Source organism: Plantactinospora soyae (assembly GCF_014874095.1).
In the GTDB taxonomy this organism is placed as follows: Bacteria; Actinomycetota; Actinomycetes; order Mycobacteriales; family Micromonosporaceae; genus Plantactinospora; species Plantactinospora soyae.
Map to the genome: position 1 here is coordinate 5,527,328 of NZ_JADBEB010000001.1, position 17,475 is coordinate 5,544,802.

General features: G+C 69.0%; 15 protein-coding genes and 1 pseudogene. 5 read left to right on the forward strand and 11 right to left on the reverse strand.

The features are described from left to right. Positions 1-924 precede the first annotated feature (924 nt). Positions 925-1,317, forward strand: a complete 393-nt coding sequence (locus H4W31_RS24340; protein WP_192768760.1) for an ester cyclase — start codon at positions 925-927, stop codon at positions 1,315-1,317. Between the two features lie 458 nt (positions 1,318-1,775). Here H4W31_RS24340 and H4W31_RS24345 read toward each other — a convergent pair whose 3' ends face one another. The 3 genes from H4W31_RS24345 to H4W31_RS24355 form a co-directional block, all read right to left on the reverse strand. After that, positions 1,776-2,165 (reverse strand): cupin domain-containing protein, encoded by a 390-nt coding sequence (locus H4W31_RS24345; RefSeq protein WP_318783379.1) that lies wholly within the window; start codon positions 2,163-2,165, stop codon positions 1,776-1,778. Positions 2,166-2,568: 403 nt separating this feature from the next. Then, positions 2,569-2,913 (reverse strand): hypothetical protein, encoded by a 345-nt coding sequence (locus tag H4W31_RS24350; RefSeq protein ID WP_192768762.1) that lies wholly within the window; start codon positions 2,911-2,913, stop codon positions 2,569-2,571. Positions 2,914-3,037: 124 nt separating this feature from the next. Next, positions 3,038-3,760 (reverse strand): hypothetical protein, encoded by a 723-nt coding sequence (locus H4W31_RS24355; RefSeq protein ID WP_192768763.1) that lies wholly within the window; start codon positions 3,758-3,760, stop codon positions 3,038-3,040. A 161-nt stretch (positions 3,761-3,921) separates the two neighbouring features. Between H4W31_RS24355 and H4W31_RS24360 the strand changes: the two genes are divergently transcribed. Further along, positions 3,922-5,559, forward strand: a complete 1,638-nt coding sequence (locus tag H4W31_RS24360; protein WP_192768764.1) for an AfsR/SARP family transcriptional regulator — start codon at positions 3,922-3,924, stop codon at positions 5,557-5,559. A 174-nt stretch (positions 5,560-5,733) separates the two neighbouring features. On the opposite strand, the gene H4W31_RS24365 is transcribed toward H4W31_RS24360, so the two are convergent. The 6 genes from H4W31_RS24365 to H4W31_RS24390 all read right to left on the reverse strand — a co-directional run bounded on the left by H4W31_RS24365 (position 5,734) and on the right by H4W31_RS24390 (position 13,557). Continuing rightward, entirely contained in the window at positions 5,734-7,056 is a 1,323-nt protein-coding gene (locus H4W31_RS24365; protein ID WP_192768765.1) for an FG-GAP-like repeat-containing protein, read from the reverse strand. A 137-nt stretch (positions 7,057-7,193) separates the two neighbouring features. Next, entirely contained in the window at positions 7,194-7,877 is a 684-nt protein-coding gene (locus H4W31_RS24370) for a response regulator transcription factor (RefSeq protein WP_192768766.1), read from the reverse strand. Next, complete coding sequence (locus tag H4W31_RS24375) at positions 7,856-8,986, reverse strand: hypothetical protein (RefSeq protein ID WP_192768767.1); 1,131 nt, start codon at positions 8,984-8,986, stop codon at positions 7,856-7,858. Before H4W31_RS24375 ends, H4W31_RS24370 begins: the two co-directional genes overlap by 22 nt. After that, entirely contained in the window at positions 8,983-10,161 is a 1,179-nt protein-coding gene (locus tag H4W31_RS24380; RefSeq protein ID WP_192768768.1) for a sensor histidine kinase, read from the reverse strand. The genes H4W31_RS24375 and H4W31_RS24380 overlap by 4 nt, the downstream gene beginning before the upstream one ends. A 308-nt stretch (positions 10,162-10,469) precedes the next feature. Continuing rightward, a complete protein-coding gene (locus H4W31_RS24385) occupies positions 10,470-11,729 on the reverse strand; it encodes a PQQ-dependent sugar dehydrogenase (RefSeq protein WP_192768769.1) in 1,260 nt (419 codons plus the stop codon). A 127-nt stretch (positions 11,730-11,856) separates the two neighbouring features. Further along, entirely contained in the window at positions 11,857-13,557 is a 1,701-nt protein-coding gene (locus H4W31_RS24390; RefSeq protein WP_192768770.1) for a hypothetical protein, read from the reverse strand. Between the two features lie 188 nt (positions 13,558-13,745). Between H4W31_RS24390 and H4W31_RS24395 the strand changes: the two genes are divergently transcribed. After that, on the forward strand, positions 13,746-13,901 hold the full coding sequence (locus H4W31_RS24395) for a hypothetical protein (RefSeq protein WP_192768771.1): 156 nt from the start codon (positions 13,746-13,748) through the stop codon (positions 13,899-13,901). A 64-nt stretch (positions 13,902-13,965) separates the two neighbouring features. On the opposite strand, the gene H4W31_RS24400 is transcribed toward H4W31_RS24395, so the two are convergent. Beyond that, positions 13,966-14,961 (reverse strand): hypothetical protein, encoded by a 996-nt coding sequence (locus tag H4W31_RS24400; protein ID WP_192768772.1) that lies wholly within the window; start codon positions 14,959-14,961, stop codon positions 13,966-13,968. Next, positions 14,958-15,425, reverse strand: a complete 468-nt coding sequence (locus H4W31_RS24405) for an ATP-binding cassette domain-containing protein (protein WP_192768773.1) — start codon at positions 15,423-15,425, stop codon at positions 14,958-14,960. The genes H4W31_RS24400 and H4W31_RS24405 overlap by 4 nt, the downstream gene beginning before the upstream one ends. Before the next feature lie 92 nt (positions 15,426-15,517). On the opposite strand from H4W31_RS24405, the pseudogene H4W31_RS24410 reads away from it, so the two are divergent. Together H4W31_RS24410 and H4W31_RS24415 are read left to right on the forward strand one after the other, a co-directional pair. Next, a pseudogene (locus tag H4W31_RS24410) lies at positions 15,518-16,167 on the forward strand (response regulator transcription factor). A 315-nt stretch (positions 16,168-16,482) separates the two neighbouring features. Continuing rightward, positions 16,483-17,436, forward strand: coding sequence for an NADP-dependent oxidoreductase (locus tag H4W31_RS24415; protein WP_225945656.1), 954 nt, complete (start codon positions 16,483-16,485; stop codon positions 17,434-17,436). Positions 17,437-17,475 lie beyond the last annotated feature (39 nt).

Here is a 17,475-nt window from a genome sequence, read left to right on the forward strand (position 1 = left end):
TCCTCCACCGTGGCGACGCCGACACGACCCCGCATCCGCGCGTCGTCGGCGGCCAGCTTCTCCAAGCCGGCTCGCGAGATCGGCTGATCTGAGACGATCGCAACTTGGTACACGGCTTCCTCCAGGCGGCAACCCGCAGTCGCGGGGGCTTGGCCTTGGAACGACCCGGACGAGAAACCGGTTCATGACCGGCAGGGGGAGTCGGCAAGAGGCGGGCTCGGTTTGACTGTGTCGTCGGCACACGGTTTCTACTGATCGCATGCTTAACCTGCCCGGAAGAGGTTTCCGGCAAGCACACTGTCGCGAGTGCCGCCGGCAGGTGCTCGCCGCGTCTGCCGTAGAGGGCGCGGACAAGTCCCACCCGGTCGCCGACGTGGCGAAACAGTGCCCTTGCCCCACTCCGGCGGCGGCTACCTCGTCCCTGGGAATCTACTCATGGGTGACCATCCGCACGCGACGAGTGTCCGGTAACGGGACGAGCTCATCAGCGCCACCGCGACGCCCGCATCGGGTTCGCCGACCGGCCGAAATCGCCGAGGTGGCGGCCCGCGCACTCACCGGACCCGGCGCCCCACAACACCGAGCATGTCATCACCGGCCCGAGCGGCTGAGTTACGACGACGTCTCCGACACCCGTACCGACATCGGCGGCCGGCCGGTCCGACACTGTGGTGGTCGCCCAGCTGTGACCGGACTGGTGGCCTGGGGTCCGGCGATGCCGCCCGCAGGCCGGTACCGACCGGTGCCTCGGCAACAACTTCATCGGCCGCGCGAACGGGTACCTCGGTCGAGTTCTGTACCGACCGGAATAGAAGTGGTGAGCCCGAGGTTGTGCCCTTCAGCGACGGCCACCACGGCGAGATCGGGCGTCGCACGTCATCACCATCCCAGTACAAGACACCAACCCAGGAAAGGGAGACCAACATGTCTGAGTCTGCAGTGCGCGAGGTCTTCGAGCGCTACATCGACGCACTCAACGCCCATGACTTCGACCGCATGACCGAGTTCGTTCACGACGAGCTCATCGAGAACGGCAAGCCGGTCACCCGGGACGACATCATCGCGGAACTGAAGGCGCACGGCGATGCCGTGCCGGACTTCACCTGGCGGGTCCAGGACATCGCCATCGACGGTGACCGCGTGGCAGCCCGTCTGTTCAACAAGGGCACGCACACGAAGGAGTGGCTCGGCGTGGCCCCCACCGGCGCCATCTTGGAGTTTGCCGAATACTCCTTCCACAAGGTCCGTGACGGGCGCTTCTACGAGATGAACTACCTGATCGACGCCCAGGCAGTGCAGCGACAGCTCGGCAGCTGACAGCGCCGTTCGCGTTCGACTTCCCGAGCTGCGCCGACAGCACCGGCTCGGGAAGTCGAACGCGAGGCACAGCCAGGACCACGTCAGACTCACCCGGAGATCGGCTGGACGCCACCGGCGCGCCCGGCCACTTCATCGGGTTCGGCGATTTCCGAACTCGGACACGAAGCGCCACTGGCGCTCCGCGTCGCCTCAGCGTTCACCGAGCTCGCCCGAGCGATCTGAATCTCGACCGGCCTCCGAGGTTCGACATGTCTTGCCAACTCGAGAAACCAACAGTCCCCGAGGGACCATCCCCGGATGCGCGGGGAGCGCGAGGCGATGCGGATGGCACAGCACGGGCGCCGGGGACCACCCCCGCCTGCGCGGGGAGCACACTTCGTGACCTGCGGTGCTAAAGATTAAGGGCCGGCGCTGCCAGCGTGCTGACACCAGCACTCATTCCGCCGAACAACCGGTCAGTCCCAGTTGTCGTGCCGGATGCTGAAGGCGTCTCGCTCGGAATCGGTAATTTCCAGCGAACCGTTGCGCAGCTTGAGGAGGGTTTCGAAGTACTCCTCTCGGGGCGCACCCGGCGCGAACAGCAACAGCATCGACGCTGGCTCACCGGACTCGTTGCGGAACCCGTGCATCCCGCCAGGTGGTACGTGCAGGAAGTCTCCGGCGCTGGCGTCGACCCATCGGTCGCCGGAGTACAGCCGGATGTTTCCGTCAAGGACGAAGAACGACTCGGAAAGGCCGCGATGGAAGTGCGGGCCGGGTCCGCTTGGCTCCGGGCTGAAGTCCCACCGGTAGAGGCCGAAGTCGCCGTACGTCTCCGTCCCGCGCGCGAGGTAGGTGACCTTCACCCCGTTTGGGTAGGTGATGTCCGGCAGCTGGTCCGCTCTTCTGAGATGCGTGCGGCTGTGACCGTGTTCCCCGTCGTAGCGCGAAGGTGGGTAGGTGGGTAGCGACAACGCGGTCCCTTTCCGTTGTTTAGCCAGAGTCCCGTGACGGGTCCCGTCGCCGAGGCTAGAACCTAGACGAGTCGGCAACCGGCCGGCCGGGAGGGGGCGGGCACTGAACGTTGTAGCCGGGGTGACCCGGGCGAGGCGTGGACGATAGTGGGTGCATGGCTGCGCGAGTTTGAACGAGCGGGCGAGGGGAGGGAGTACACGTCATGAGTGAGACACGCGGCTGCCGGATTGTTCACAGTTCGCAGAGGTGGCCACCCGCCAGCAGAGCTGACGGGTGGCCACGGAAGGGTGGAGGCTAGCAGGGGGTGCCCTGCGCGCTGCTAGCCAGGTAGTACTCAGGGACATAACCGTAGTGGCCGGTTGCACGGTCGTAGACATAGTCCCAGTAGGACGACGTGCCGACGTACCTGCCGACCACATAGCAGAAGTCATCCAACGGCTGCCAGGCACGTAGCCTGATCCGAGGCGTGCAGCCGGAGTCCGCGCAGTTGTACATGTCGACGTCCGCCCACGTGTAGTTGACGAAGGTGGAACTGGCCGATGACCTTGCTGGTTGGTCGGTCGCGGCGTCCGCGGTGGTCGCGCCGGTTACGAGCAGAAGTGTCGCCACCGCGAAGGCGGCTGGCAAGAGTTTCCTCATAATCTGTTCCCCTGTTCGGCAGTTGATGTTCGATGGATGGAACTGTCGTCAACCGCAGCGGTTTACCGGACCGCACCTCGTTACGCCATGCTCCAATTGGCGCCAGGTTGACGAGCGTGGATCATCAATGGGATCCGAAGGACGAGACCCGGTCGTTCCAACCGAAGATGCCCAGGTCGTCCCAGTTTCCGCCCGGCAGCCAAAGGGACGAGCCGCTGAACCAGATGTCATCCCAGATCGTCAAGCCGCCGGCGCTACCCAGGGCCGAAGACGCCTCGTCGTTCCAGGACGTGCAGAACCACAGCACGCAGCGCAAGTCGATCTGGGTTAGGTCCGGCCATCCGTAACCGGACTCGACCCAGATCCAGGCACCGAATCCCCCCGCGTCCTCCCAGAGCGAGGCACCAGAGCTGTTCGCCGCGGCCGAGCGATTGGCAGATCCCGCCGAGAACCTCCCGGCCCCGGGCTGGGCCGGGCCGATGGCCGCGGTTCGGTCCGGGGTGGACACTGGCGGCGGTGTCAGCGCGTTCGTCGGGCCGCCGTTCTGGCTCACGAAGCGCTCGAAATCGGCGCGCCGAGTGAAGGTGACGAGTCGGCCGTGTGGCCCTTCCGGAAGCACCGCCGAGTAGAGCGGTTGTCCGTTGTACCTGGTAATCGTCTCCGGGCTCACGGACTTGCCGTCGATCGTGAGCGGTACTGAGGGCACGCCGTGTTGGATCACCTCATTGAGCGACGAGGTCCGCTGCCCACCGTCGGGTGCCGCGTGAGCGCCAGGCGGAACGGCCGCGATAGCAATTCCCGTGAGGCTCGCCGCAGCCATCAGGGCTCGGGCGAAATGACCTCTCATGATTCACTCCCATCTCTGCTAATTGAGCAGTGGCGCCCAACATCGGTAGCAGGTATTAACCGTCGCCCCTTCGCCTGCTCGCGCACCTTGCGCCAACCTTGAGAACGGGACAGCATTGACCGGGATAGCTGTCAGTGGCTGATCGATTACGGGGGCGGGCCGTGGAGTTCCGGCTGTTGGGCGAGGTCGAGCTACGGGCGGCTGGTCAGGTGTTGGACGTCGGGGCGCCGCGGCTACAGGCGGTGCTGGCAGCGCTGGTCGTGGACGCGGGTCGCCCGGTTGCCATCGAGACACTCATCGATCGGGTCTGGGGCGACAGCCCGCCGGCCGAGGTCCGCAATGTGCTGTACTCGTACCTGAGCCGGACCCGTCGGCTACTGAGGCAGGCTGCCACTCTCACGCCCGGAACGGCAGCGCGAATCGAGCGCCGGCACGCCGGCTACGTGCTGAACGTCGATGCGAATCTGGTGGATCTGTACAGATTCCGACGCCTGGTCGAGCAGGGCGGCGATCGGCAACGCGGCGACGACGTGCGGGCCAATGCGCTCGCCGAGGCTCTGGATCTGTGGCGGGGGCCAGCCCTGGCCGGTCTTCCGGGCAAATGGGCCGGGCAGGTTCGGGACAGTTGGGATCGGCGACGGCTCGACACGGTGGTGCAGTGGGCACAGCTCGAGCTTCGACTCGGCCGTCCCGCCGCGGTGATCGCCGTGTTGCCTGATCTTGCCTCCGAGAATCCGCTGGTCGAGCCCCTCGAGACTCTGCTCATGCGGGCGCTGTACGACGTTGGACGAGGAGCGGAAGCCCTCGACCGCTACTCGATCATCCGGCAAAGGCTCGCCAGTGAGCTGGGCACCGACCCTGGTCCCGAGCTACGTGCCCTGCATCAGGCCGTCCTACACGGCGCCTTGCCGCCACCACGACCGGACACTGTGGTCGCCTCGGTCCGGACAGTTCAGCCGACACCCCCACAACCGCAACCCGCAACCTCGGCTGCCGAGGTGCCCCGACATGGGCCCGTTCTCGCGGCTGAGGGGGGCAGTCAGGCACCGACCCTGGCGGCCGACGAGGGCCCCGCCATCCCGGATCAGGCCACCCCGGATCGCGCTGCCCTTGATCCCGATCGCACCGACGATCCGCAGCCTTTCGAAGCGTCGTCCGTACGCATCGACGTGGTCACGACCGACCCACCACCGAGACCGAGCCGGGTGAGGCTGACCCGGTCACACGCCGCGCTGGCAGCCCTGTTCGCGGTCATCCTGCTCGTGACGATCGGGTCGATGGTCATCTTCCATCGCGACGAGGAGAGCGATCCACCATCGGTCTCGTCGTCGGTCGAACGCGCGCAAGCGCTCTTCGCCTCCGCCCAGGAGCTCGACCAGGACGGCAGAGCAACAGACGCGCAGGCAACAGTCGTTGATGCGGTACGACTCTACGACGAACTTCTCGAGCGGAACGCAGATCAGAACGCGCCGCTTCTCGCCCCCTCGATCATCCGGGCGCTGGGCAGAGCCAGCATCGACTTCAGCGTCGCCGAGGAGGCGTTGCGCACCTGGCTCGCCAACCCGGTCTTCACGCCCTACCCCGCGATTTCGCAAGTGCTTCTGCTTCAGGGCTGGCATTTCAAGTCGCCGGTCTTCCTCGATGTCATCGTCTCGAACTACGAGGAAACACCCGGCATCACATCGCCACGTAAGGTCGCCGACGTGAAACTGCATGTCCTCAAGGCGGCCGTTCTGGAAGGCTCGAACGGACGTCACGGGACAGCGGTGACAGATTTCGAGCAGCTACTGGAGCCTTAGAGGACATCTAACGTTGACTAATCCTTACGGCCGTCGTCCACGTTGGATGACGCGGTGGTCGGCACAACGATCTCTGGGTCGACTTCCCGGCGGCCTGCCGACCTGTTGGTCCCGGAGTCGACCTCCCGCCGGTCCGGGATATCCCGGACCGGCGGGAGGCGCGGTTGTTGCGGGTCAGGTGCCGATGATGCGGATCCCGTTCCAGCCGTTCCCGACCTGGACAGCGGAGTTCACCCGGCCGTTCGCGGTGCCGGTGTAAAGGTGCAGGGTGCCGTCGGTACGGGCGGCGAGGAGGTCACCTCGGCCGTCGCCGGTGTAATCGGTGGCGGTGATGAGCCGCATCGCGCCCCAGGAGACTCCGATAGAGACCCCGGCGGCGAAGCTGCCGGTTGCTGTACCCAACCGGATGTAGAGGTTCCCGTCGTTGTTGACCATGAGGAGATCGGACGCCCCGTCCCCGTTCACGTCGGTCGCCGACATCAGCCGCGTCGCGGACAGCCCCGTGGCGACGACACCGGCGCTGGCGACGGTGCCGTCGGCCTGGCCGCGGTAGAGGTAGAGGCTGTGGTTGTTGTTGAGGGCGAGCAGGTCCGTCCGGCCGTCCCGGTTGACGTCGGCGGAGGTGATCAATCGGAAGTTGCCCCAGCCGCCCGACCAGATCTTCGCCCCTACCGCGAAGCCGCCGCCGCTGCCGCGGTACCAGTAGAGGCTGCCGTCACTGCGGACGGTCAGCAGATCTCCGCTGCCGTCTCCGTTGACATCGCCGACCGTGATCATGCGGGTGCTCGACCAGCCTGCCCCCAGTCGTACGGAGGCGCCGAAGGTCCCGTTCCCGCGGCCGTCGTACCGGAGGAGGGACTGGTCCGCGACGGTGACCCCGACCAGGTCCGAGTGTCGGTCGCCGTTGAGTTCCCGCTGGGCGTTGCTGACGTTGGGCGGCCGGACGTAACCGGAGATGGAGTGCCCGCTGCCGGTGGCGGTGGCCGGGTTCAGGTTCGTCCGGCGGGTCACCTTGTTGTCGTAGTTGCCCTCGATGGTGGTGAGGTAGCCGTTGCTGGCGACCGACTCCACGATGCCGACGTGTCCGCCGGTGAAGTTGCCCGGAGGACCGTAGACGACGATGTCCCCGGGCGAGGGCCTCGTACCGGAGGACCGGTAGGTGAAGAGGCCGCGTTCGACACCCCACTGACCGACGCCGCGGGCGACCCCGGTGGTGAAGACCGGGGAGACGCCGGCGCGGCGCCAGACCCAGGCGGCGAAGTACGCGCACCAGGGCGTGGCACTGCAGTCGATGTCGTACTTGTCGCAGCCGGTCGGCTCGGCGACGCCGACCTCGGCGCGGGCGACGGCGACGATCCCGGCGCGGGTGGCAGCCGCGGCCGGCGCGGCGGGCAGGACGACGAGCGACACGGTGATCGTGGCGAGCAGCGCCAGCAGGACGGCGAACGACCGGTGGGCCGTTTGCCGGCCGGATGGGGTGGTGACGACATGGGACATCGCGGGTCTCTTCTCTCCTCGCGGTGACTGATGGCCGATCCGGTACCGGTGGGTAGTTTCTTCATCACCAGTAGTGAGGATCTGCTGTCGACGGTAGGAGTGCGGGCCGGCGGTGGTTGTCGGGTGAACACCCCACATCACCGCCCCCGCCGTCCGCCCCCGTCCCGCAGCTCAGTCAGCGAGATGACACCGTCATCGAGGGCGCGGGCCACCAGTTCGCTCTTGGTGCGCGCCGGTCGCCCGACATCGGCGTACTTGGCGCGTACCCGTTCGATGTGTGTCTCCACCGTCTTGACGGTGATGTGCAGGCGCGCCGCGACCAGGTCCTTGGAGGCACTGGCGAACCAGGCACGGAGGACCTCTGCCTCGCGTGGGCTGATCCGCGGGCGTCCCGGATCGCGGTCGGCGACGATCGCCCCGCCCAGCGAAGGCGGTGTGTAGCCGCGTCCCGACGCCACGGCGCGGATGGCGGGCACGAGGTGTTCCTCCCCCTCGTACTTGGTGAGGTAGGCGAGCGCGCCGATGTGCACGCATTTGAGGACCGTGGCCTGGTCGGCGTGCTGCGAGTAGACGACGACCCGGCGGCCGGCGTCGACCAGGCGTCGGAGGTCGCCGAAGGCTGGGTTTCCGGGCTGCAGTTCCAGGTCGAAGATGATGACGTCCGCAGTGGCCCCCGGGCCGGTCCACACGTCCGCGAGCCGGGCATGGGCGTCGATGCACCGGATGGGCGGGTCGGCCCGGGCGCACCAGGCCTGCACCCCGGCGACCGTCGCTACGTGGTCGTCGATGATGACGGCACTCAGTTCGGTGTGGGGGTCCATCTCACCTCGACCCAGGTTCGTCCGGAGCCGTGGAACAGCTCGACCGCCACCTGCGGGGTGGCCGGGGGCGGGATCTCCACGTCGGTCGAATCGGCGACGACGCTGACCGAGACGAGGTGTGGCTCACCGACGACGGTGACCCGGGCCCAGCTCTTCGCCGTGGCGAGGACCCGCAGCGGCGCCTCGGTGATGTCCCGGCGCACCGCCAGTGGCAGGACCGGCAGCCGGCCGTAGGCGTCCAGCTCGACCAGCACCCCGCGTCGGTCGGCGATCCCCGCGCAGTGCCGCAGTTCGTGCAGGAGTTGCTGGTCGACGGTGTCGCTCTCGGCGAAGAGCCGGCGCAACCGGCCGGCCGCGATCGCGCACGCCCGGCGGACACCGACCTCGTCCGGGGAGAGCCACCGGGTCCGCAGCCCTTCCAGCAGCGGGATGATGGTCTCGTCGAGGTCGGCGAAGCGCTGGCGACGTAGGTTGCGGAGTTCCGCGGCGGTGATGTCGGCGACCGCCACCCGTTCCATCTCCCGCCGGGCGGTCGCGGCCATCCGGCAGATCCGGCGGAGGGCGACCGTGGTGATCGCCAGGCAGAGCGGATAGCCCACCGTTCCCACCGAGCCGGTGGCGAAGCGGAGCATTCCGGTGTCGACCAGCGGTCCACTCAGCAGGTTGGCGGCGGCGATCGACCAGTGCACGGCGAGGAAGCTGCCCTGGACCCGGAGCGGGGTGCCGAAGAGAACCATCAGGCCCAGCCAGTTGCCGGTGCCGAAGACCCAGTCGGTCTGGGTCGCGATCCTGTGGTCCGGAAGTCCCGTCAGCGAGATCAGCTGGGCCAGCACGATCGCCGCCACGGCGGCCACCCGTGCCGGGTGTGTCCACGGGTGGCGGCGGGTCAGGAGCGCCACCTCGGCTGCGAGCACCGCGGCGAGGATGCCGAGGGCGACCAGTTGCCGGGCGGGCCGGTCGTAGGAGTGCCACCCGCTCCGCACGTACTCCCCGGCCAGCAGGAGCGAGCCGGCGGCGATGCCACAGAGACAGATTCGCAGTCGGGCCGTCATCCGTTGGTAGGTGTCGTCGTCTGTGATGGTCCGGTCGCCGGTCGACGGCGCCGTCACCGTCGGGCCCAACTCAGCCGGACGACGGTGCCGTGGCCGGGTGCGGTGACGATGGTGGCCTCTCCCTGGATGCCGACCATCCGTGCCTCGATCGACTCGCGCACCCCGCGCGCGGTCGCGGGGATCGCGGAGGGAGTGAACCCGACGCCGTCGTCCGCCACCTCAAGGACGAGCCCGCTCCGGTCCCCGATCAGTCGGACGGAGGCGGTGTCCGCCGTCGCGTGCAGGGTGATGTTGTTCAGCGCCTCCCGTACCGCGCCGACCAGCCCGTGCGCGACGCGATGCGGCAGGGTGAGCCGGGTGGGCAGGTACAGCGTCACGGGTACGTCGCACCGGGCGGCCTCCGCGTCGAGGAGGTGCACCAGGTCGACGTCCTCGGCGGGGACGCTTCCGCACGGCCGCAGGATGTCGAGATCGCGCTGGGCCCGGTCCGGGAGCCAGGTTGCGTCGGGGCGGACCTGCCCGCTGGCGACCATGAGCAGGGTCGCGGCGGCGGTGTCGTGCAGCGAGTTCACCAGCGCGCGTTCCTCCTGTCCGACGGCGACCGCGACGAGGTACGCCCGTCGGCGGGCGCCCGCCTCCGCAGCGAGCCGGTCGGCGGTCCGGGCCGCGCGGCGGACCATCTCCCAGGCGGCCCGGGAAGCCGCCGTGTACGCGACGATCACGCTCGCGGCGTTGACCGCGCTGTCCGCGAGGCCGGTGGCGAGGACCACCGCGGTCAGCGTGCCAACTGTGGCGAGGGTGGCCACGGTCCCCGTCGGCAGGTCGGTGTACCACTGGTAGGCGATGCACGAGAAGCTGGCGAAGAGTCGGATCCAGCCGGAGTTGGCCTGTTCGACGGCGCCGATAGCGGGGATCGCCAGACAGAGCCCGCAGATCACCAGGATGTCGAGAACGATGAGTCGGCGCGTGGGCGCCCGCAGGATCCGCCAGCAGTAGAGGGCGTTCCACGCGTTGGCGATCAGGACGGCCACGCAGGTCTGCGGGAGGTACTCGGCGGCCCGGACCAACGCGATGACACTCACCAGAATCAGCACTGCGGACCGGACGGCCGTCGCGTAACGGGGGCCGAACTCCCGAAGCAGCTCTTCGGGCCCCTCACCACGTTCCGCGCGCGGCGTCCCGACATCGGCCGGCGCCCCGTGGTCAAGCTGACGACCTGCGGGCGGCGGCATCCGACTCACCTCCCGTCACCGTCCTGCCAACCATTCCCCCGACCGTCCGACGCACTGTCCGCATCGGAGGAATTCCACTCTTACGTCAGCTCGGCTGGCGGCAGCCCATAGGTCGGATATATGCCACTTCTGTCCTGGCAATCGCGGCCAGGTGAAGTGATCGACGTCGACCTTGCGGGAGATTTACGGCAGGTGATCTCGACGATCGTTCAGTGCAACAGCGCCCTGCACCGGAACGCGTCGGGGACGGCCGCCTGGGCGGCCGTCCCCGAGGGGTCTTGCGGATGCGGAGGGATTGTCCCGGGGGTTCAGCGGTTCGCCACCCCGCCGCCAGAGGCTGGCTGGACCCGCTCGAACCGTACCCGGCTCAGCCATCCCGGGAGGTCACTGAGCACGTACAGCTCGCCGTGCACGTCGGTGTCGATCGCGGTCGGCTGGGTGGGGAAGTTGCCGATCGTGGCGGTCTCGTAGCCGCCCGTGGGTTTGGGACGCACGGCGAAGGCGAGGGTCGAGCAGTAGTCGCTCGCGATGTAGGTCCCCCAGGCCTCCGGAGTGGCGGACCCTCGGTACACCACGCCACCGGTCACCGAGCAGTTCTCCGTAAGGAAATGTTCGTACTCGAAGACCGGGTCGGTGTACCGCCCACCCGGCCGGCATTGCTCCGGGTCGAACACCGGGGTGCCCTCCCGGCAGGACCAGCCGAGGTTCGCCCCACGCTGCCACGGGCGGATGTGGTTGATCTCCTCGACCAGGCCCTGGCCGACGTCACCGATCCACAGCGAGCCGTCCACCGGGTCGACGGAGAACCGCCACGCGTTGCGCAGCCCGTAGAGCCAGATCTCCGGCCGCGCGCCGCTCATCCGGACGAACGGGTTGTCGGAGGGCACGCAGTAGGCCTTCGCCCCGCAGGTGCGGTTGACGTCGATCCGCACGATCTTGCCGAGCAGGGTGCCGAGGTTCTGACCGGACTTGAACGGGTCGTTCGCGTGGCCGCCGTCGCCGAGGGACCAGTAGAGGTACCCGTCGCGGCCGAACGCCACCTGTCCGCCGTTGTGGTTGCCGTACTCGGCGTGCTCCTGGGTGAGCAGCACCTGCACCCGCTCGGGAGCGCCGATGGGCACCCGCGCCAGGGTCAGCGCGCCGGCCGGCAGACTCGTGTACGCCACGTAGAGGATCCCGGTCCGCGCGAAGTTCGGCGCGGGCGTGATGCCGAGGAGGCCGCGCTCGTTGTCCGACGTGTCGATCCGGGCGGTCAGGTCGAGCACCGGCTCAGCCGCCAAGCCGGTGTCGGGGTGGTAGGCGCGGACGGTGCCGTTCTTCTCCGCGATCAGCATCCGGCCATCCGGCAGACCGGTGATCGCGATCGGACGCTGCAGACCGGAAGCCACCTGTTCGGTTACCACGGTCAGCTCCGTGAGTGGCACCGCGCGGCTGTGGGATGTGCCGGCCGCGGCGGTGCCGGCGGCGGCGGTGCTGGCCACCGACCCCGGTGGTAACAGGAGTGCAGACAGGGCCAGAACGAGCAACCCGGCCAGCGTGGTGGCCGGGCGACGACGCCGTCGCGACATGTTTGAGCTCCTCGAGCAGGTGGAGTGGGGGAGGCGATCTGGGAGCGTTCCCACAATACATCGACTCTCGGCAATGCCGCTAGGCGGCCACAGCCGGCCGCGAACACCTGGGTACACCTGGGCTGGTCTATCTCCGCTCTTCCCCGACCAGGCCGCAGCGGCGCGCGACGTCCACCGCGTCGGACAACTCGCCGTGCCGGGCCACCATCATCGCGGCGCGGCCGGCCACCCGGCGCGTACTCTCGGCGTCCGGCGCCAGATCGAGCATGGCGGCGAGCAGCGCGGGGTCGCCGATCCGCTCGGCGAAGCGCGCGATGACGACGACCTGGCGGCGGCTGTCTGCGGGCACCGCCGCCACCGCTTCCGGCAGGACCGGGCGAGCCTCGGCGTCTAGGGTCGGCAGCAGCTCCTCGGCGAACCACCAGTAACCCTCCGACAACGCGCCGGTCACCAGCCGGGTGAACAGCTCGCGGTCCCGTGCCAACAGTCCGGTGCCGCTGGCCAGCCGGGCCAGCACCAGGCTCAGCCGCGCGTCGGTTCGCCCGCCGGCAGCCTGCGTGAACACCGGATCGAGCGCGGTGGCGTCGCCCGTTCCGACAAGCGCGGCACCGAGGCCGGCATCGACCAGCAGCCCGGACCGCGTGTTCCGCAGGCGCGCCCGCAGCCGAGGCACGTGCACGTCGACGATCTCGGTGCGCAACCGCTCGTCGGCCAGGCCGTGCGCGAGCGGTACGACGTCCGCGACCACGGCGGCGAGCTCCTGGGGGATGAGCCCCGGGCCGGCCAGTACGTCCAGCACGGCGCCCAGCCGCTCCGGGGTCGCCGCCTCGCGCCGGCCGTCGAGCCAACGCAACACCTCGAGCACGAGCGGGCCCGGCCCGTACCCCGACACGCGGCAGTCCCGCATCCGGCCCAGGACGGCAAGCGCGTCGTCGACCCGGCCCAGCGCCAGGAACAGCCGGGCGAAACGGTGCTGGTAGATCATCTGGACGTCGCGTTCGCGGCCCCCCTTCGGGCACTTACGGAACGCGGCCACGAGCACCTTTGCCCGCGCCAGTGCGAGTCCGGGTGTCGCCAGCGTCAGCAGTGCGCGCTGTTGCTGACGCGGCTCGAGCCGGGTCGCCAGCGTGAGCGCGTCGTCGAACCGGTCCGCCGCGACGAACGCGGCGACGAGCCGCGCACCGTCGATCTCCCTGACGGTTCCGCAGCGCCGGTCAACCTCGGCGAGGCCGAGCGGCCCCCACAGGGCGGCTGCCGCGGCGAGACAGGGCTGGTCGTCCCCGTCCAGCAGCGCCGACCAGCGGTCGAGCTGCTCGGGCTCACCGACGTACGCCTCGGCCAGTGCCGCGAACACCGCCGAGATACGCGCGCTCCGGAAGTAGGCCCACATCCGGTCCTCGTTCGGCCGGATCACCAGCACGGCCCGGAGCAGAGCCGCCTCCGCGTCGGGGTTGCCGGCCACCAGACGGGCGAGCGTACCGGCGACCGCGTCCTCGGGGTCGGTACACCCACTCTTGAACGGACGGTACGGATGCTCGCCCCCGAGCGCGGTGACCGCGACCCGCGTGGCCTGCTCGTCGGTAAGGATCCGAGGCGCCGCCTCGGCGAACTCCCTCGGTAGCCAGCCGTCCAAACAGGCCGTCAGATCCTCGGCCGCACCGACGTGGTCGCCGCCGTCGAACCGGGCCACCGCCCACCCGATCCGATCGGCCGGGTCCACCCTGCACTCGGACGACACCGCGCCGAGGCGTGCGAGCGCGGATCGGGCCCGATCGGCGAAATCGGCGAGATCGGCGCGGTGGGCAGCGGTGCTCAGGTCGACTGACACGCGCCGACCCTATCCGGGCCCGGACACCGACGCGGGTCGGGACCACTGCCCCGGAACGAGCACCGAATGAGCGGGAGCCGCGACCGTGCTCGGCGAGTTGGAGACCGACGATGGCGGTCCGAGCAGGCCGCTGAGGAGGTACAGGAGTTCTTCCGGAACTCGCCCCTGCCGGACGTGTACTGACGTCGATGCCGCGCCGGTACTCGTCGAGCAGGATGCGCTCGTCGGCGGAATGGTCCAGACTGCTGTCCCCGGCGCCGTACGTCGCCATCGGGACAGACCACACCTCCGCGAGGGTGTTCATGTCGGACGTCGCCGTCTTCCACGGTCGGGTCGAGTCCTGACCGGATTCATGGCTACGGCACCGCGGGGACGCGGTGCCGTAGCCATGGCCGGGCCGGGTCACCGCTAGGAGCGGCGCCGGAGCCAGAAGAAGCCGAAGCCGGTCAGCAGCAGCGAGAGTCCCAGGAACATGGACAGTTCGATCCACTGGAACGTCCAGTACCGGTTGCCCGGCTGGTTCACGTACTCGAAGTGCAGGTTCTGCGCGACGGTGCAGGCGTCGCTGGCCGCCCTGTCATCCAGGACGCTGCAGGCCTTCGAATCCTCGCTGCGGTACGGCGAGCCGTCCGCCTTGTACAGCGGGGCCGAGAACGCCAGCGACCAGCTGCCGACGGCGTTGTACCCCTGGATGTCGAAGGTGTTGTCCTGCTTCAGGTGGAGACCGACGCCACTGTTCAGGACGGCGGCGTCCACGGCGACGGTGTCGGTGACCGGGGGCATCAGGTTCTGCCGTATGACCGTCGGAATCAGCAGCTGTAGGGCCGCGAAGGCGGCGAGGGTGATCGCCATGGCCGGTAGGGTGCGCCGTACGACCATGCCGACGATGGTGCCGAGGACGAAGGCGAACAGCGCGTAGCCGATCGGGACGATGTTGCGCGAGTCGAAGCTCAGGGCCGCGAAGCGCTCGCCGACCACCTCGTCGTACCGGCTCACGCTCCACGTCAGCAGCAGGCTGAACAGACCGGCCACTGCGGCGCTGAACAGACCGAGGATGGCGAGCTTGACCGCCAGCCAGCGGGTGCGGGTGACGCTCTGGTTCCACACCAGCCGGTCGGTGCGCTGCTCCAGCTCCTGGCTCACCAGCGGGGCGCCCCAGAAGACCCCGATCAGCCCGGGTACGGCGATGAGCAGCACCGTCATGAGCTGCACCGTGTCGTCGAAGCTGGCCCGGAGGTCCATGCGCGCGAGGTAGCACGCCTGGGCCGTACAGTTGGCGATCCTCTCGTCGTAGAAGGAGCGGATCTCACTGCCCAGGTAGATGAGGTAGATCGCGAGCGACGCTAGTGCCCCCGCGGTCACCAGCGTCTGGACCCGGAACTGCCGCCAGGTCAGCCAGGTCATCGGTTCGCTCCCGTCATAGCCGCGGACGGCCCGATCGGCTCCGCGGTCGTGGCCCGGGTCAGGTAGGCCAGGGTCATGTCCTCGAGGTCGACGGCCTCCGCCCCGGGAACCGGCTGGGCGGAACGCACGATCGTGGACGACCCGCCGCGGCCGTGTTCGGCGTGGATCACCTCGGCCCCGGCCGGCAGCCGGTTCCCCTCGCCCGGGCGGCCCGTGATCCGGTAGTGGACGGCGAGCAGGTCGGAGACGTCCCCGGCGATCTGCACCCGGCCGTTGGCGAGCACGATCAGGTGATCGCAGACCTGCTCCAGGTCGCCGAGCAGGTGCGAGGAGAGGACGACGCTGACCTCGAGCTCGTCGACGAAGTCGAGCAGGTCTCGCATGAACCCGCGCCGGGCCAGCGGGTCCAGCGCGGCCACCGGCTCGTCGAGGACGAGCAGGTCACCTCGCTTGGCCGCGGCCACCGTCAGCGCGAGCTGAGCGCGCTGGCCACCGGAAAGCGAGCCGGCCTTCTGCTTGAAGTCCAGCCCGCGCTGGCGGATCGGGAAGGCGTGGGATGCGGGTACTCGTGGTCGAAGATCAGCCGGACCTTGCCGATTCGGTGGCACGGGTGCTGCGGCGGGAGGGCATGGCCGTGGACGTCGCCTACGACGGTGGATCGGCGCTGGAGCGGGCCACGGTGGTCGAGTACGACGTCATCGTCCTCGACCGGGATCTGCCCGTCGTGCACGGTGACGAGGTCTGCCGCACGCTCGTGAGCAGCGGATCTACGAGCCGGGTGCTGATGCTGACCGCCTCGGGTACGGTCGCGAGCCGGGTCGAGGGGTTGGGTCTGGGCGCCGACGACTACCTTCCCAAACCCTTCGCCTACGCCGAGCTGATCGCGCGGATCAGGGCGGTGGCCCGGCGCTCGCAGCCGGCCGCGCCGCCCGTGCTCGCGCACGGTGACCTGCGCCTCGACCCGGCACAGCGGACCGCCACCCGGGCCGGAGCCTCCCGCTGAGCCCGAAGGAGTTTGCCGTGCTGGAGTATCTGATGACTTGTGGCAGCCGGGTGGTGTCGGCCGAGGAGCTGCTCGAGCGGGTCTGGGACGAGGCGACCGACCCGTTCACCACCACGGTGAAGGCCACGGTGAACCGGCTGCGGACCAAGCTCGGCGACCCGCCGATCATCGAGACGGTGCCCCGCGCCGGATACCGGATCTGACCATGTGACTCGGACAGCATCCTCTCCGGCTCCGGCTGACGCTGCCCGCCGCACGGTCAGAACCAGCGGGTCGGAGCAAGGTGATGAACAGCCCGAACTCGTCCGCACCGATTCGCCAGCCCCGGCAGGTCAGCGCCGCGTGCTACTGCCCGGGAGTGTGCCCCTGATCCAGCACTTCTGCGCCGAAGCGCAGGGGTTGCGGAAGTCCGGCAGGCGGCTGCCGAACCGTCAGATAATGCGGGGGTTGACCTGTGGTTCATCCGCCGGGAGCGGCCGGCGGGCTAATCGGATGCGGTCGGAAGGAGCAGTCGTCGGATGAGCACGATGCGCGCCGTGAGAGCTCACACCAGGGGCGGGCCTGAGCAACTTGTGTACGAGGAAGAGGCGCCGCGGCCGGAGCCGGGGCCTGGTGAGGTGTTGGTGGCCGTGAAGGCCGCCTCTATGACACCCCACGAGCTCACCTGGCCGGCAACCTGGACGCACAGCTCGGACGGGACTGGACCTGAGCGCACGCCGATCATTCCGTCGCACGAGTTCTCTGGAGTCGTCGCGGCGTCCGGGGCGGGGGTGGAAAGGCCCGCTGAGGGGGAGGCGGTCTATGGCTTGATCCCTTTCACCCGCGATGGCGCGGCGGCCGAGTACGTCGTCCTGCCCGCAGCCGTCCTGGCGGCCAAACCCGCCGTCGTTGATCACGACCACGCCGCAGCGCTCCCGTTGGCTGCGTTGAGTGCCTGGCAGGCCCTGGTGGATCACGCCGACCTGCAGGCCGGGCAGCACGTGCTGGTGCAGGGCGGTGCCGGCGGTGTGGGGATCTTCGTGGTGCAGCTCGCGGCCGGTCTCGGTGCTCGTGTGAGCGCCACGGCGGCGGCGGCCGACCTGGGGTTCGTCAAGGGGTTGGGTGCCGAGCAGGTCATCGACTACGCGCACGACCGCTTCGAGGACCACGTTCGCGACGTGGACGTGGTCGTTGATCTTGTCGGAGGGGCCACGCAGTCGCGGTCCTGGTCGGTCCTGAGGCCGGGTGGGGTCCTGGTCTCCCTCGTCACCCCACCCGACCAGCAGGAAGCAGAACGGTATGGCGTTCGTGGGGTGTACTTCGTCGTCGAGCCCAACCAGAACGCGTTGCGTTCCATCGCCGAGTTCGTCGATAACGGCCGGTTGAGGCCAGTGCTGGACCGCGTGCTGCCCCTCAGCGAGACGCGCTCAGGTTACGAGGCGCTGGAGATGGCCAAACGTCACGGTAAGATCGTCATCCACGTCGCTGACTAGTGCGCGTCATGCAACCTTGACCAAGTAATCCGGGTGACG